The organism is Haloplanus sp. GDY1 (assembly GCF_023703775.1).
In the GTDB taxonomy this organism is placed as follows: domain Archaea; phylum Halobacteriota; class Halobacteria; order Halobacteriales; family Haloferacaceae; genus Haloplanus; species Haloplanus halophilus.
Genome location: NZ_CP098514.1, coordinates 2,502,903 through 2,518,557 on the forward strand (window position 1 = coordinate 2,502,903; position 15,655 = coordinate 2,518,557).

Consider the following 15,655-nt stretch of genomic DNA (forward strand, 5'->3'; position numbering starts at 1 on the left):
CGGATCAGGCCGTCTCGGGCTCGGACTCCGCCTCGCCCGTCCCGGACGTGATGAGCCCGGAGTCGCCCTGCCCCCGGTTCCCGAGCACGAGCGCGGCGAACAGCGCCAGGCCGACGCCCCGGAGGGCGACGTCGATGGCGACGGACACCTCGTCGCCGCCGCCGCTCCCGACGCCGACCAGGCCGACGAGGTCGAGCGCGCCGCGGACGGCGAGTTCGGGCGCCATCAGGAGGAGCGAACTGACGGCGAAGGCCGCGCGTTCGACCCGCGCGACCGGCGTGTAGACGTAGCCGATGACCGTCGCGGCGAGGGCGACCACGCCGAGGAACACCCCGGCCACGGGGACGATCACCTCGGGGACGAGGTATGCGAGGTCGAACAGGTCGGCGGTCCCGAGGACGGAGTACTTGTCGCCGATCTCCAGTTCGGCGGCGTTCGGCTCGCGCCGCAGGAGGACGATGCCCGGCGTGAGGACGAACGCGAAGGGGACGATGGCCTTGTTCAAGGAGAGCGAGAAGGCCTCGATCCCCGTCTGGAAGGCGTCGGATTTCGCCACCCCCGAGGCGGCGTAGGCGGCGACGGCCACCGGCGGCGTGATGTCGGCGATGACGCCGAAGTAGAGGATGTAGAGGTGGGCGGCGAGTTCGGGCACGCCGAAGGCGGTGAGCGCCGGCGCCAAAAGCGAGACGAGGATGATGTAGGTGACCGTCGTCGGCATCCCCATCCCGAGGAGGATGGAGGAGACGGCGGTCACGAGCAGGAGGAGGACGAGCGACCCCCCGGCGACGGCCTTGATGAGCGCCACGAGGTTCGGCCCGAGGCCGGAGACGCTGATGACGCCGGGGATGATGCCCGCGGCGGCGACGGCGATGACGACCGGCACCGCGGTGCGGGCGCCGCCGTCCATCGACTTCCCGAGGAAGGTCCCGAGGCGGTAGAGCCCGTTCCGCGAGAGGCCGGGCCGCCCGAGCGCGGTCGCCGTGTTCTCGGCGGCGTCGTCGACGGCCTCGTCGAACTCCAGCAGCGTGGCGTCGAGGGTCGGCCGCGTCGCCAGCGTGAGGACGCCGGCGACGATGCTGATGCCGCCGAGGCGGCCGACGGTGGCGGCGAACGCCGCCCGAAGCGACATGCCGCCCGGCCCGCCGCCGAGGGCCGCCACCAGCGGGCCGGCCCCGGCGACGTAGTGGGAGGCGAGCGTCGCGACGAACAGCAGGCCGAAGACGGCTCCGAGTCGGCCCCGGGTCTCGTCGCTGTAGGCCGCGACCAGCGTGATCAGGGCGCCGATGGCGATGAGCGTGAACCACGCCGACCGCGCCACCGACAGGCGCGCGACGATGAGGTAGTAGAGCAACAGGACGATGGGGACGAGGTAGAACCACCCGCTCCGGAGGTGGGAGCGCACGTCGACGAGGTCCGAGGCGTCGAGGCCGCCGATGCCGAGGCGCGACGCCTCGAAGTGGACCATCACCCAGACGCCGAAGAAGAAGACGATGGCGGGGATGGCCGCGGCGACGATGACGTCAGCGAACGGCGTCGCCGTGTACTGGACGATCAGGAACGCGGCCGCACCCATGACGGGCGGGAGAATCTGCCCGCCCGAGGAGGCCGACGCCTCGACGCCGCCCGCGAACTCCGGCCGGTAGCCCGACTTCTTCATCAGCGGGATGGTGAAGGCGCCGGTGGTGACGGTGTTGGCGATGGAGGACCCGGAGATGGTCCCCATGAAGCCCGAGGCGAGGATGGACGCCTTCGCGGGACCGCCCTTGCGCGTCCCCGTCGCCGCGTACGCGAGGTCGATGAACCACTGGCCGGCGCCGGACATCTCGAGGAACGCCCCGAAGAGGATGAAGATGTAGATGAACTGCACGGAGACGGTGATCGGGATGCCGAAGACCCCGTTCTCGGTGTTGTACCAGAGGTTCTGGATGATCGACGCCCACGAGAGTTCGGGGATGGAGAGGACGCCGACGTAGGCGGCGTTTTGCGGGATGAGCACCCCGAAGCGGGCGTAGACGACGAACGCCGCGACGATGAGCATGAGATACAGCGAGATGGCCCGGCGGGTCGCCTCCAGCACGAGGAGGACGCCGACCACGCCGAGCACCATCGCGTACGACGTCTCGGTGAGCGGTCCGAGCAGGCCCGCCACGGGGTCGAGGAACGTGAACACCTCGTGGATCGGGCGGCCGGCCTCCAGGCCGAGCGCGCGCATCCGCTGGATCTCGTCGTAGTCGGTCAGGAAGTACACCGCCGACAGCACCGCCAGCGGGATCAACGCGAGGTCCACGGGCGTCACGCGGTCGAGGTCGGAGTCGACGAACCCCCACCGGAGCGCCCCACCGACGGCGTTGACGGCCCGCGAGAGGGGGTGGTCCCGGCCGAACCGCTCCTCGACGGCCCCGCCGAGGCGCCGACACCGGGACGCGATCGGTCCGTCGCCGGTGCTGGCCGGATACAGGAGGAAGGCGAGGACGAGACCGAAGGTGACGTGGACGGCGTTGATCTGGAGCAGTTGGAGCGCGACGAACTCGATCTCGCCGATCAGCGGCAGGGTGATCGAGAGGACGAACCCCTTGGCGGCGAGCCACATCTGGAACAGGGAGAAGGTGATCCCGACGGCCGCGACGGCGACGGCCGCGAGGCCGCCCAGGGAGCGTTTGCGCTCGATCTCCTGGATGATCGCCTCGGTTTCCTCCCGGTCCGGTCCCTCGGCCGTGTCGTCCGTCTGTGAGTCGTCGGTCATAGTCGGTCGAGCACGGTCGCGAGCGCGGAGCGGTGGCGGATCGAGAGCGTCACCGACTCGCCGTCGGAGAGTGCGACCAGATCGTACGTCCGGCCGTCGACCTGGAGTTCGTGGCCGGCGATCCGTCCGGGCGCGACCGTGAATCGCTCGTAACTCCCCGGTGGATCGTAGATAAAGGTCCCGTTCTTCCGAGTGACGTTGACCCGGCTCGGCAGCCCCCAGCCGTACGATTCGAACTCCATCCGGGTGTTGACGAGGCGGTCGCCACGGACGGTGTAGCCGTCGTAGACGCGGGTCTTCTCGACGCTGTGGGTGTACTCGAGGCCGACGGTCGAGCCGTTCTCGACCGGGACGGTGAGGTACTCCTCGCCCGTCTCGGCGTCGGCGACGACGAGCACCTTCCCCCCGGGGACGGCCGCGGCGCTCCCGACTGTGGCGACGAGGACGACCAGGGCGACGAAACCGACGTGTGTCCGCTTCATGTGTCGAATCGGCTCACGTCTTCCGACGGACGGGCGGTGCGACCGGCGTTACGCGTCGAAGTACGCGGCCGCGCCGGGGTGGAGTTCGATGGACATGCCGTCCTGGGCGGAGTCCCGGCTGATGAAGTCCGTCTTGATCGTGAGTTCGTCGACGTTGTCGAAGATGGCCGCGGTGACCTCCTCGACGGTCGCCTCGGGGACCCCCGAGCGCGTGGCGATCATCGCCTGCACGGCCACCGTCTCGACGGCGCTGTCGACGCCGGTGTACGTGCCCGCGGGGATGGTGTCGTCCGCGAACCAGGAGGCGGCGTCCTTGACGGCCTGCCGGTTCTCGCCCTGGATGGGGACGAGACGCACGTCGTTCGTCGTCGCGAGGTCCTCGATGGCGCCGACGGGCCACCCGCCGACGACGAAGGCGGCGTCGATGTCGCCGTTCCGGAGCTGATCGGCCGCCTGCGAGAAGGAGGCGTTCTGCTCGTTGAACTCCGTGATGCCGACCGCTTCGAGGATCTGCAGGGCGTTGACCTGCGTCCCCGACCCGAGGTCGCCGGTGTTGATCGTCGCACCCGACAGATCCGAGAGCTGCGTGATGTCTGTGCTCTCGAGCGTGACGATGGTGATGGTCTCGGGGTAGAGCGTCGCGACGCCCATCAGGTTGTCGACGGCGTTGTCCTGGAACGCCTCGATGCCCGTCCCGTTCTTCGCGAAGTACGCGATGTCGTTCTGGATCAGGGCGAAGTCGGCGTCCCCACTGGCGAGGTTGCCGACGTTCTCCACGCTCGCGCCCGTCGACTGGACGTTCAGCGTGAAGTCGGTGTTGGCCTCGACGACCGACTTGAACTCGTTGGAGAGCGGGAAGTACGTCCCACCGGTGCCGCCGGCGTGCCACGAGAGGCGGGTGTCGGCGTCGCCGCCGCCACCGTCGCCACCGTCGCCGTCGCCGCCGTCGCCACCGCCACCGTCGCCGCCGTTGCCGCCGCCGTTGCCGCTACAGCCGGCCAGGGCGGCCACACCAGTCAGTCCCGCTGCGCGAAGGAACCGTCGGCGCGTCGAATCGTCTGACATACTTTTGATACTAAAGGGGCCGGCACATTTAACCCTATCCAAACGATTCGGGAGTGGTCAGCCGGTCGACGGTTCGTCGGTCCGGAGCGCGATCACCGTCTCGCCGGCGCGGACGGGGTCGCCCTCGGCGACGAGCAGATCGGCCCGGTCGTAGGCGGCCGGGAGCACCACGTCGGCCCGGCTTCCGAAGGCGATGTGTCCGATCCGGTCGCCGCGGGCCACCTCGTCGCCGGTCGCGACGTAGGGGTAGATGCGGCGGGCGAACCAGCCGGCGATCATCGACAGGTCACAGGTGTCGAGGGTGACGTCGACCCGCTCGTTGCGATCCGAGTCCTTGCTGAACGCGGGGCGGTGAGCGCCGGGGCGGTGGGCGGTCGACTCCACCGTTCCCGCGCGTGGCGCCCGGAGGACGTGCACGTCGGTGACGTTCATGAACACGCCGACGCGGATCCGGTCGCCCTCCTCGCGGACGACGGAGACGCGGCCGTCGGCGGGGGCGACGACGCCCCGCGGCGGGGGCGACCGCTCGGGGTCGCGGAAGAACCACACGACGAAGCCGCCGAGAGCGAGCGCGAGGACGCCAAGCGGCGGCGAGACGACGGCGAGCGGTATCGCGGCGACGAGCGGCGGGAGGGCGTACCGGCGGGCGCCGGGTGCCAGCCTCACGCCCGGCCCTCGGTTCGCTGGCCCCACGTCGCCAGCAGGTGCGTCAGGTGGAGGCGGTCGTCCGTTCCGGTCACCAGATCCAGATCCACCTCGCCGGCGAGGCGGTGGAGGCGCGCGAGTTCCTCGCCGTCGTACCGCTTGCGCGCGGTCGACAGCAGGTCAGCCAGCAGCGACTGGCCGTCGTACCCCTCGTCGTCCAGCAGCGTCCCGACCGTCTTCCGGGCGTCGGTCAGGTCGCCCGACTCCGTCGCGTCGAGGATCGACTCCAGGTCGTCGTCGTACCCCACGTCCCCGAGCGTCTCGTGGACCGTCGTCATCGTCACCTCGCCGGCGGACTCGGCGGTCGTCTGTGCGCCGAGGACCGCCCGCCGGAGGTCGCCGCCGGCGTAGCCGGCCACGAACTCCAGGCCGTCGTCGTCGTAGTCGACGCCCTCGGCGTCCAGAATCCCCCCGACGACGGCCTCGATCTCGTCGGCCGTCGGCGCACGGACGGGCACCGGGAAACACCGCGAGCGCACGGGCGCGATGAGCGTCGAGGGCTGGCGGGTGACGATCACGAACTGGGTGGTGCGGTGGTACCGCTCCATCACCCGCCGGAGCGCCTGCTGGAAGTCCTCGCGGATCGCCTCCGCGTTGTCGAGGACGACGGTCTTGTACTCGCCGGAGACGGGCGCGTAACTCGCCGACTCCTTCAGCACCCGGTTGATCATGTCGCGTTTCGCCATCCGGGAGCGGCCGGTCAGGAACTGCTCGAACCGGGGATCCTCGCGGATCTCCTTTTTCGTGCGGTCGAAGAAGTCCGCGACGTTGATCTCCACGAGGTCGTTGGCGGGGTCCTCGTGGGCGGCGTCGGCGAGGGCGCGGACGGCGGCGGTCTTGCCCGATCCCGGCGGCCCCTGCACGACGAGGTTCATCGGCTCGTCGACCGCCCGCCGGAGGCGGTCGCGGACCGACGACTGGGGCAGGTCGTCGAGTGTCGGCGCGTGGGCGTCCGTCCAGAGCGGGGCGTCCATCGCCGGGCCCTAGTCGACCGGCGGGTAAGAATCCCTATGTCTCGTCGGCGACCTCCTCCTCGGCCGTCGCGGATCGCTCCCTCGGCGGGGTCCGCGACGGGCGCCGCCGCGCGGCTTCGGGCGTCTCCGTCTCCAGCAGGGCGTCCAGTTTCGCCTCGAACGCCTCGTCCGAGAGGTCGCCACGGGCGTACCGCTCGCGGAGCGTCGCCAGCGCCGCGTCCACGGAGTCGTCGTCGCGGTCGACCGTCGATCGGTCGGGGGACCGCGACTCGTCGGTCCCCCGGAGGATGCTGACGATCGGGACGACCACCGCGAAGCCGACGACCCAGACCATCCAGAACGCGGAGACGTCGAGTGCCATCGCCACGAACCCGAGGCCGAGAACGACGAGCGACGCGATGGCGACGAGGGGATCGGTGTCGGCGTCGGCGTCCGGGTCGGCGTCGGGAGCGCGCACGCCGGGGCGTACGGCCGCGACGAAGATAAAATCCCGCGCCGCGCATCGACACGGGTTTATCGCCGCCGCCCGCAATCGCTGGTATGTCGATGCGCGTGACGTTTCTCGGCACCAGCGGGGCCGTCCCGACGACCCAGCGGGCGCCGAGTGCCGTCCTCGTGAACCGCGAGGGCGAGCGCTTCCTGTTCGACTGCGGCGAGGGGACACAGCGCCAGATGATGCGCTTCGGAACCGGCTTCGACGTCTCCCACATCTTCGTCACGCATCTCCACGGCGACCACATCCTCGGGATTCCGGGCCTGATCCAGTCGCTCGACTTCAACGACCGCACCGACCCGCTGGCGATACACGTCCCGCCGCGCTCCCGGGAGGAGGTCGAGCGCCTCGTCCACGCCGGGGGCCACCGTCCCGGCTACCCCGTCCGCATCCACGAGGTGTCGCCGGGGTCGATGGCGTACGACGCCGCCGACTTCGCGGTTCGCACCGTCGAGACCGACCACCGGACCCGCTCGATGGGCTACGCGCTGGTCGAGGACGACCGCCCCGGGCGCTTCGACCGGGAGCGCGCCGAGGAACTGGGTGTGCCCGTCGGCCCGAAGTTCGGCCGCCTGCACGAGGGCGAGTCGGTCGAACTCGACGACGGCCGGGTGATCGACCCCGAGCAGGTGGTGGGCGACCCCCGCCCCGGCCGGAAACTCGTCTACACCGGCGACACCCGGCCGGTCGAGGCGGTGGTCGGGGTCGCCGAGGGTGCCGACCTCCTGATCCACGACGCGACGTTCGCCGACGACGAGGCCGAGCGGGCGCGCCAGACGGGGCACTCGACCGCTCGCGAGGCGGCGGAGGTGGGCGCCCGTGCGGGTGTCGCCCGACTCGCGCTCACGCACATCTCCTCGCGGTACGCCGGCCGGTGGGAGGACCTCGAACGCGAGGCGCGGGAGGTCTTCGACGGGGAGTGTTTCGTCGCGAGCGACGGGCAGACCGTCGACGTGCCCTACCCCGAGTGACCACGCGAGGGCCTGCCGACGCGAGGGCGGGAACGCCTCGACCATCGCCGCGTGGCGACCCGGGCAGCCGTCGCGTGCGCGGTCTCGTGTCGCCGTTGGCGTCTCGCCGCCGTGGAGTATTTATTTCGCGCCGTCCTACCGCGTGACGTGAACGCCCGGACGAGTGCGCTCGACGCGCTGGTGTTCGGCGTCGACGTACAGAGCGGCGACGTCCGCGGGGACGCCCCCTCCTACGCCGTGGTCGCGTACGACGGCGAGAACGTCGACCGCGACGTGGTGTCCTTCCGGAAGCTCAGGCGACTGGTCGAGCGCGAGGAGCCGGCCATCGTCGCCACGGACAACGTCTACGAACTCGCGACGGACCGCGACGACCTGGTGCGCTTTCTCCGGTGGCTCCCCGACGGGACGCGGCTGGTGCAGGTGACCGGCGCCGAGCGGCCGGAACCCCTCTCGCGGGTCGCCTCCCGGCACGGCGTCCCGTACGGCAAGGAGCCGATGAAGGAGGCGGAGGCGGCCGCCCGCCTCGCCGCCGCCAACGTCGGCCACGAGGTGACGGCCTTCACCGACACGACGACGGTGAAGGTGTCCCGCGGCCGGTCGACGGGCAAGGGCGGGTGGAGCCAGGACCGCTACACCCGGCGGATCCACGGCAACGTGAAAAAGCGCGCCCGCGAGGTGGCCGACGCGCTCGACGACGCCAACCTCGACTACGAGCGCGACGTCACCGAGAAGTACGGCGGCTACGCCAACGCCACCTTCACCGTCGAGGCGGCGCCGGACGACCTCCCGGTGGGGCAGTCCCGCTCGGGCGACACGCGCGTCGAGATCGAGCGCGAGCGCCGGGACGGCATCGAGTTCGAACCGCTGGTGAAGCGCCGTGACCGCGTCCTCGTGGGCATCGACCCCGGGACCACGACCGCCGCGGCCGTGGTCTCCCTCGACGGCGAGGTGCTGGACGTGTTCTCGACGCGGACGGCGGACACGGCGGGGGTCATCGAGTGGCTTGTCGAGCGCGGGCGGCCCGTCGTCGTCGCCGCCGACGTCGAGCCGATGCCCGAGACGGTCGAGAAGTTCCGCCGGAGCTTCGACGCCGCGGGCTGGGTGCCCGACGCCGACCTGCCGGTCGACGAGAAACTCCACCGCACCCGCGACCACGCCTACGACAACGACCACCAGCGCGACGCGCTGGCGGCCGCCCTCTTCGCCTTCGACGCCTACGAGGACCAGTTCGAGCGGGTGACCCGGAAGGTCCCCCCGCAGTTCGACCGTGGCGAGGTGATCGACCGGGTCGTCACCGGCGAGGCGTCGGTCGAGGCGGTCCTCCGTGACCTCTCCGACGACGAGGAGGCCGACGAGGAGGAGTCGAGCCACGAGCCCCGGGAACTCTCGCCCGAGGAGCGCCGGATCAAGCGCCTCGAGCGGCAGGTCGATCGCCTGGAGGACACCGTCGAGGACCTCCGCTCCAGCCTGGAGGAGAAAGAGGAGCGCATCGCGGAGTACGAGGAGGAACTCTCCGAGGCCCGCCGCGAGGAGCGCCGCGAGGCCCGCGAGCGCCGCGAGGTGAACCGGCTGGAACGGGAGGCCGAGCGGCTGGAACGGGAACGCGATCAGGAGCGCGACCGCGCCGACGAACTGGAGTCGAAACTGGAGCGGCTGAAGGCGCTCTGGAAACTCGACCACTCCGACTTCGCCGACGTCTCCGAGGGTCGTGACCTCGTGCCCGTGAAGGTGATCGAGCAGTTCACCCGCGACGCCATCGAGGACGCCGACGAGGCGTACGGACTGGCGGCTGGCGACGTGGTCTACCTCCGGGACGCGAGCGGTGCCGGGCGCTCGACCGCCGAGCGACTCGTCGCGACGGACCCGCGGATCGTCCTCCGGGACGGCAACCTCTCGGACGCCGCCGACGAGGTGCTGTTCGAGGCCGACGTGCCGGTCGCGCCCGCGGCGGACGTGACGATCCAGGAGGTGGACGAACTCGCGGTCGCCCGCGAGAGCGACGTCGAGGCGGCCGTCGAGGACTGGGAGCGCCGCGCGGACGAGCGCTCCAAGGAGCGGAAATCGGAGATGGTCGACCAGATCATCAGCGAACACCGGGCCGAGAGCGGCGGCGACTGACCGCCCCCACGGCTTTGGTGGTCGGCCGAGAGGGGAGAGCCATGAGCGAGGCCGACGCGGGTGACGAACCGGCTGACATGGGCGACCTCTTCGACGAACTCGAGGAACTCGAGGACCTCGTCGAGACCGACGTCGCCCGCGAACAGGTCCGGGAGACGATGCGGGTGGCGATGGTCGCTAGCGCGGCGGCGAGCCCGTTCGGCCGCGTGATCCGGGGGTACGACCGCGCCGACCTCACGGAGGCGCTGCTGGGCAGCCTCCTGTTCGGGATCCCGATGGCCGTCGAGGGCGGCACCCAGGAGGTCGGCACCTTCCTCGCCCCCCGCCCCCTCTTCCTGGGGGGCACGTTCGCCTTCGCCGTCGCCCTCGTCGTCGGCATCATCTACGTCGCGGACTTTCAGGACGTCCGGGTCTACCGGCCCATCTTCGGGCTGATCCCGCGGCGTCTCGTTGGCGTCGTCGGCGTCTCCTTCCTGACCGCCGTCCTCCTCCTGACCGCGTGGGGCCGGGTCGACTGGGGAGCCCCGACCCTCGCGCTCGCGAACGCCGTCGTGGCGTTCGTGCCGATGAGCATCGGGGCGGCGCTCGGCGACCTGCTGCCCGGGTCCTGAACATCAGAAGTCATATTTCGGCGCCGCCGTCGTCTAGTGTATGGACGTCTACGAGCGGATCACCCGGAACGCGACCGAGGTGGTCACGGAAGCGGAGGGGCGAGCGCTGGCCGAGGACCCCGAGGGCAAGCGCGCGTACGTCGGATACGAGCCCTCGGGCGTGTTGCACATCGGCCACATGCTCACCGCGACGAAACTGATGGATCTGCAGGAGGCCGGCTTCGAGGTGACGGTCCTGCTCGCCGACGTCCACGCCTACCTCAACGACAAGGGGACCTTCGAGGAGATCCGCGAGACGGCCGAGCGCATGAAGGCGCAGTTCCTCGCGTACGGCCTCGACGAGGAGCGCACCGAGTTCGTCTACGGCTCCGAGTTCCAGTTCGACCGCGAGTACGTGTTGGACCTGCACGCCCTCGAACTGGAGACGAGCATCGCCCGTGCCGAGCGGGCGATGGCGGAGATCAAGAGCGGCGACACGGTCACCGTCTCGCAGGCGGTCTACCCGCTGATGCAGGCGCTCGACATCGTCTACCTCGACGTCGACCTCGCGGTCGGGGGGATGGAGCAGCGCAAGGTCCACATGCTCGCCCGCGACACCCTGCCGAAGATCGGCGAGGACCCCCCGACCTGCCTGCACACGCCGCTGATCGCCGACCTCGACACCGGCGTGGGGAAGATGTCGGCGAGCGAGGGCGTCTCCATCTCCATGGAGGACTCCGCGGCGGACATCGAGGAGAAGGTCAACGGCGCCTTCTGTCCGCCGACCCGGGACCCCGATCCGGACGACGAGGGCCGCGAGCGGGAGAACCCCGTCCTGCAGATCTTCGAGTACCACGTCTTCCCGCGGTACGACACGGTGGTCGTCGACCGCCCCGAGCAGTACGGCGGCGACCTGACCTACGACGACTACGAGTCGCTGGCGGCGGACCTGGAGTCCGGCGAGTTGCACCCGGCGGACGCGAAGGGGGCGCTGGCGACGTACCTCGACGAACTGATCGCGCCCGGGCGAGCGAAACTGCGGGACGCCGCGTCCGACGCCTGATCGATCGCCCGCGACGCGCTCGGCGATACGTCGGCGGGTTTAACACTCGCCACCGCGAACGTTCGACCATGAGCGAGAACGAAAACGGCGGGCGAAGGGACCTTCGAATGCCCGACGACGACGAGGTGTTCGCCGTCGTGACGAACATGCTCGGGGCGAACCGGGTGAAGGTACGCTGTGCGGACGGGGTGGAGCGCACCGCCCGCATCCCCGGCCGGATGCAAAAGCGCATCTGGATCCGCGAGGACGACGTGGTGCTGGTCGAACCGTGGGACTGGCAGGACGAGAAGGCCGACATCTCGTGGCGCTACGAGAAGTCCGAAGCCGACCAGTTGCGGCGCGAAGGCCACATCGAGTAGCGGAGACTTTTACGGCGTGACGACGTATCCCGGGTGAATGAGTGACCGCGAGGAGTACGGCCTGCTCGCCCCCGAGGAGGGCGAGGGCGAGGGCTTCGGCGACGAGTGGGAGGCAATCGACGTCTCCGACACCGAAGCGGATCGCATCGCCAGAAAGCGGGACCGCGAGTTCGCCGAGTTCCGCAAGCGCCTGAAGGACGCCGACCAGTTCAAGGTGGAGCAGTCGGTGTTCGACGACGCCACCTTCGCGGCCATCTACAAGCTCGTCCAGGACGGGCACATCGAGGCCTTCGGCGGCCCCATCTCGACCGGCAAGGAGGCGAACGTCTACGAGGCGCTGGGCGACGACGACCGGGACGTGGCGGTGAAGATCTACCGGGTCAACGCCTCGAACTTCCAGCAGATGCGGGAGTATCTGGAGGGCGACCCTCGGTTCGAGGGGATCGGCTCGGACAAGAAGAAGGTCGTTCTCGCGTGGACGAAAAAGGAGTTCGCCAACCTCCGGCGAGCGAAGGCGGCGGGCGTCCGGGTGCCCGAACCCATCGCCGTCGAGCGGAACGTGCTGGTGATGGAGCTGGTGGGACTGGTCGAGGACCGCGCCCGTCGGCTGGCGGAAGTCGAGGTGCAGAACCCCGAGACGGCCTTCGAGGTGGTCCGGGAGTACATGCGACGGCTCTACGGCGCCGGCCTCGTCCACGGCGACCTCTCGGAGTACAACCTGATCATCCACGACGGGGAACTGGTCGTCATCGACCTCGGGCAGGCGGTGACGGTCCACCACCCCAACGCCGCGGACTTCCTGGAGCGGGACTGCCGGAACGTGGCCGCCTTCTTCACCCGGCAGGGGATCGACGTCGACCCCGACGACCTCCACGAGTTCGTGACGGCCGTGGACGCGGAGCCGTAAATCCGGTTCGAGAACGCTTAAACGGCTCCGACCGGTATCGAGCGATATGCAACACGTAAAGGTCCCGCAGGACCGCCTCGGCGTCCTCATCGGCGAAGGCGGCGAGACCATGCGCGAGATCGAGCGACGCGCCGAGGTCCGCCTCGACATCGACTCCGAGAGCGGCAGCGTCGCCATCGACGCGACCGGCGACCCCGTCACCGCGATGGTCGCCCCCGACATCGTCCGGGCCATCGGCCGCGGTTTCAAGCCCGACGCCGCGCTCTCCCTCCTCGACGACGACATGCGGATGTTCGACCTGATCGACGTGGAGGAGGCCACCCGAAACAAGAACGACCTCCAGAGACAGAAAGGTCGCCTCATCGGCGAGAACGGCCGCACGCGAGAGCTGATGGAGGAACTCACCGGCGCCGAGGTGGTCATCTACGGCACCACCCTGGGCATCATCGGTCAGCCCGAGGAGGTCCAGGCCGTCCGCCGGGCCGCCGAGATGCTGCTCGACGGCGCACCCCACGGCGCGGTGTACGGCTTCCTCGAACGCAAGCACAACGAACTCACCCGCGGCGTCGAACTGTAAGCCGCTCGCTGCCCTCGTTCCCCTCCGCCGGCGCTCCCTTCTCCACTTCTTTGTCCCTCTGCCGGCGCTCCCTTCTCCACTTCTTTGTCCCTCCGTCACCCCCTCGATCCACGGTAACGAGTAACGATAATCCCCCACCCTCGTGCGACCGGGTGATTCCGCTAATCACGTGACTGCGGTACGGTGTCGCACACGACGTATCGAAACGCTTTTATAGAATCACAATCAATCGATGACTGAATATGTCTCAGCGAATGCAGCAGGGACAGCCGATGATCATTCTCGGCGAGGACTCCCAGCGTACACAGGGCAAAGACGCCCAGTCGATGAACATCACGGCCGGCAAGGCCGTCGCGGAGGCCGTACGGACCACGCTCGGTCCGAAAGGCATGGACAAGATGCTCGTCGACTCCGGTGGGAGCGTCGTCGTCACGAACGACGGCGTCACCATCCTCGGGGAGATGGACATCGACCACCCCGCGGCGAACATGATCGTCGAGGTCTCCGAGACCCAGGAGGACGAGGTCGGCGACGGGACCACGACGGCGGTCGTCATCGCGGGTGAACTCCTCGACGAGGCCGAGGAGCTCATCGACCAGGACATCCACCCGACGACGCTGGCCCAGGGGTACCGCCGGGCCGCGGAGAAGGCAAAGGAGATCCTCGAGGAGAACGCCATCGACGTCTCGGCCGACGACCGCGAGACGCTCGTCAAGATCGCCTCGACGGCGATGACGGGCAAGGGTGCCGAGAGCGCCAAGGACCAGCTCGCGGACCTGGTCGTCGACGCCGTCCTCGCCGTGCGCGACGAGGGCGGGATCGACACCGACGACGTCTCCGTCGAGAAGGTCGTCGGCGGCTCCATCGGCAACTCCGAACTCATCGAGGGCGTCATCGTCGACAAGGAGCGCGTCAGCGACAGCATGCCCTTCGCGGTCGAGGACGCGGACATCGCGCTGGTCGACGGCGCGCTCGAGGTCAAGGAGACCGAAATCGACGCCGAGGTCAACGTCACCGACCCCGACCAGCTCCAGCAGTTCCTCGATCAGGAGGAGAAACAGCTCAAGGAGATGGTCGACCACCTGAAGGAGGTCGGCGCCGACGCCGTCTTCGTCGGCAGCGGCATCGACGACATGGCCCAGCACTACCTGGCCCAGGAGGGCATCCTCGCCGTCCGCCGCGCGAAGGACAGCGACCTCTCGCGGCTCGCCCGCTCGACGGGCGGCACGGTCGTCGGCTCCGTCGACGACCTCACCGAGGACGACCTCGGCTTCGCCGGCTCCGTCGCCCAGAAGGACATCGGCGGCGACGAGCGCATCTTCGTCGAGGACGTGGCCGAGGCCAAGTCCGTCACGCTCGTCCTTCGCGGCGGCACCGAACACGTCGTCGACGAGGTCGAGCGCGCCGTCGAGGACTCCCTCGGCGTCGTCCGCACCACGCTGGAGGACGGCAAGGTCCTGCCCGGCGGCGGTGCCCCCGAGGCGGAACTCGCTCTCGGCCTGCGTGACTACGCCGACTCCGTGGGCGGGCGCGAACAGCTCGCCGTCGAGGCCTTCGCCGAGGCGCTCGACGTCATCCCGCGCACGCTCGCCGAGAACGCCGGCCTCGACCCCATCGACTCCCTGGTCGACCTCCGCGCCCAGCACGACGGTGGCGACCTCTCGGCCGGCCTGGACGCCTACACGGGCGACATCATCGACATGGAGGAGGAGGGCGTCGTCGAACCCCTCCGCGTGAAGACCCAGGCCATCGAGTCCGCCACCGAGGCGGCCGTCATGATCCTCCGCATCGACGACGTCATCGCGGCCGGCGACCTCAAGGGCGGCGGCAGCGACGACGACGGCGACGACGCGCCCGGCGGCCCCGGCGGCGGCATGGGTGGCGGCATGGGCGGCATGGGCGGCATGGGCGGCATGGGCGGCGCGATGTAAGCCCGGCCACCAGCCCGCTCACCCCCACGTAGCGAGTCGCCCCGCCTTTCGACCGACCATTCTTTCGACGCCGACCGCTAGCGACGCGCGTACCCCGCGATCAGTTCCGGCGTGATCTCGCCGAAGGTCACCGTCCGCCCGCCGTGGTCGTCGACGAACGCCCGCGCGTCCCCGTCGTCCGAGAACGGGATCAGCGCCGGCCCCATCCCGCCGCGCACGTCGCTCTCCATGACGTACGTCACCGCCCGCCCGTCCCCGAACGTGTCCGGGGCGGTCGGTGCGGGCATGGACGTCCGTCCCTCCTCGCGGAGCAGTTCGTAGTCGAACAGCGAGTAGTCCGTCACGTAGATGGCGACGGCCTCCCACCCCTCTCTCCGCCGCCGGAAGTAGTACGGGAACAGGCCGTGAGTGAGCGTGTGGAACCACGCCGGGTTGTCGTGGCCCTCCGGGCGCTCGTTCGCGTAGAAGAGCTGTCCGTTCGGGCCGCCGTGTCTCCCGATGACCATGCCGCCCTGATCGTCGGCCTTGGTCCCGCCGAGGTCGACCGGCGTCGGCGTCGATCCGGCCCCCGTCGTCCCGCCGAGACAGCCGCTCAGTCCCACACCGGTGAGCGACGCGAGCGCCGCCAGCGTCGTGCGTCTGTGCATCGAGCGTCCTTGGAGCGAGCCGGTCAAAGT

The 15,655-nt window shown here is 69.9% G+C and carries 15 protein-coding genes; 8 read left to right on the forward strand and 7 right to left on the reverse strand.

What is annotated here, in order from left to right; all coding sequences use genetic code 11:
• Positions 1-4: 4 nt before the first annotated feature.
• The 6 genes from NBT67_RS13430 to NBT67_RS13455 are packed head-to-tail and all read right to left on the reverse strand — an operon-like array spanning position 5 to position 6,426.
• A complete protein-coding gene (locus NBT67_RS13430) occupies positions 5-2,743 on the reverse strand; it encodes a TRAP transporter permease (RefSeq protein ID WP_251342276.1) in 2,739 nt (912 codons plus the stop codon).
• Positions 2,740-3,225, reverse strand: coding sequence for a DUF1850 domain-containing protein (locus NBT67_RS13435; RefSeq protein ID WP_251342277.1), 486 nt, complete (start codon positions 3,223-3,225; stop codon positions 2,740-2,742). Before NBT67_RS13435 ends, NBT67_RS13430 begins: the two co-directional genes overlap by 4 nt.
• A gap of 48 nt (positions 3,226-3,273) precedes the next feature.
• On the reverse strand, positions 3,274-4,290 hold the full coding sequence (locus tag NBT67_RS13440; RefSeq protein WP_251342278.1) for a TAXI family TRAP transporter solute-binding subunit: 1,017 nt from the start codon (positions 4,288-4,290) through the stop codon (positions 3,274-3,276).
• Positions 4,291-4,347: 57 nt separating this feature from the next.
• On the reverse strand, positions 4,348-4,956 hold the full coding sequence (locus NBT67_RS13445; protein ID WP_251342279.1) for a protein sorting system archaetidylserine decarboxylase: 609 nt from the start codon (positions 4,954-4,956) through the stop codon (positions 4,348-4,350).
• Positions 4,953-5,969, reverse strand: coding sequence for an AAA family ATPase (locus NBT67_RS13450; protein WP_251342280.1), 1,017 nt, complete (start codon positions 5,967-5,969; stop codon positions 4,953-4,955). Before NBT67_RS13450 ends, NBT67_RS13445 begins: the two co-directional genes overlap by 4 nt.
• A gap of 34 nt (positions 5,970-6,003) precedes the next feature.
• Entirely contained in the window at positions 6,004-6,426 is a 423-nt protein-coding gene (locus tag NBT67_RS13455) for an SHOCT domain-containing protein (protein WP_251342281.1), read from the reverse strand.
• A gap of 89 nt (positions 6,427-6,515) precedes the next feature.
• On the opposite strand from NBT67_RS13455, the gene rnz reads away from it, so the two are divergent.
• The 8 genes from rnz (at position 6,516) to thsA (ending at position 14,978) form a co-directional block, all read left to right on the forward strand.
• The gene (rnz, locus tag NBT67_RS13460; RefSeq protein WP_251344384.1) at positions 6,516-7,433 is read left to right on the forward strand and encodes a ribonuclease Z; all 918 of its coding nucleotides are present in this window, start codon (positions 6,516-6,518) and stop codon (positions 7,431-7,433) included.
• A gap of 147 nt (positions 7,434-7,580) precedes the next feature.
• Positions 7,581-9,551: a DUF460 domain-containing protein gene (locus NBT67_RS13465; protein ID WP_251342282.1), complete on the forward strand. Its 1,971-nt coding sequence runs from the start codon at positions 7,581-7,583 to the stop codon at positions 9,549-9,551.
• Positions 9,552-9,592: 41 nt separating this feature from the next.
• Positions 9,593-10,162 (forward strand): DUF2391 family protein, encoded by a 570-nt coding sequence (locus NBT67_RS13470; RefSeq protein ID WP_251342283.1) that lies wholly within the window; start codon positions 9,593-9,595, stop codon positions 10,160-10,162.
• Between the two features lie 40 nt (positions 10,163-10,202).
• Complete coding sequence (locus tag NBT67_RS13475; RefSeq protein WP_251342284.1) at positions 10,203-11,204, forward strand: tyrosine--tRNA ligase; 1,002 nt, start codon at positions 10,203-10,205, stop codon at positions 11,202-11,204.
• A gap of 68 nt (positions 11,205-11,272) precedes the next feature.
• Positions 11,273-11,563, forward strand: a complete 291-nt coding sequence (eif1A, locus tag NBT67_RS13480) for a translation initiation factor eIF-1A (RefSeq protein ID WP_251342285.1) — start codon at positions 11,273-11,275, stop codon at positions 11,561-11,563.
• Positions 11,564-11,600: 37 nt separating this feature from the next.
• Positions 11,601-12,470, forward strand: a complete 870-nt coding sequence (rio1, locus tag NBT67_RS13485; protein ID WP_251342286.1) for a serine/threonine-protein kinase Rio1 — start codon at positions 11,601-11,603, stop codon at positions 12,468-12,470.
• Between the two features lie 46 nt (positions 12,471-12,516).
• Positions 12,517-13,047, forward strand: a complete 531-nt coding sequence (locus NBT67_RS13490) for a KH domain-containing protein (protein ID WP_251342287.1) — start codon at positions 12,517-12,519, stop codon at positions 13,045-13,047.
• 272 nt (positions 13,048-13,319) lie between these two features.
• Positions 13,320-14,978, forward strand: a complete 1,659-nt coding sequence (gene thsA / locus NBT67_RS13495; RefSeq protein WP_251344385.1) for a thermosome subunit alpha — start codon at positions 13,320-13,322, stop codon at positions 14,976-14,978.
• Positions 14,979-15,055: 77 nt separating this feature from the next.
• Here the strand turns inward: thsA and NBT67_RS13500 are convergent, their stop codons facing one another.
• Positions 15,056-15,625, reverse strand: a complete 570-nt coding sequence (locus NBT67_RS13500; RefSeq protein ID WP_251342288.1) for a nitrous oxide reductase accessory protein NosL — start codon at positions 15,623-15,625, stop codon at positions 15,056-15,058.
• Between the last annotated feature and the right edge of the window lie 30 nt (positions 15,626-15,655).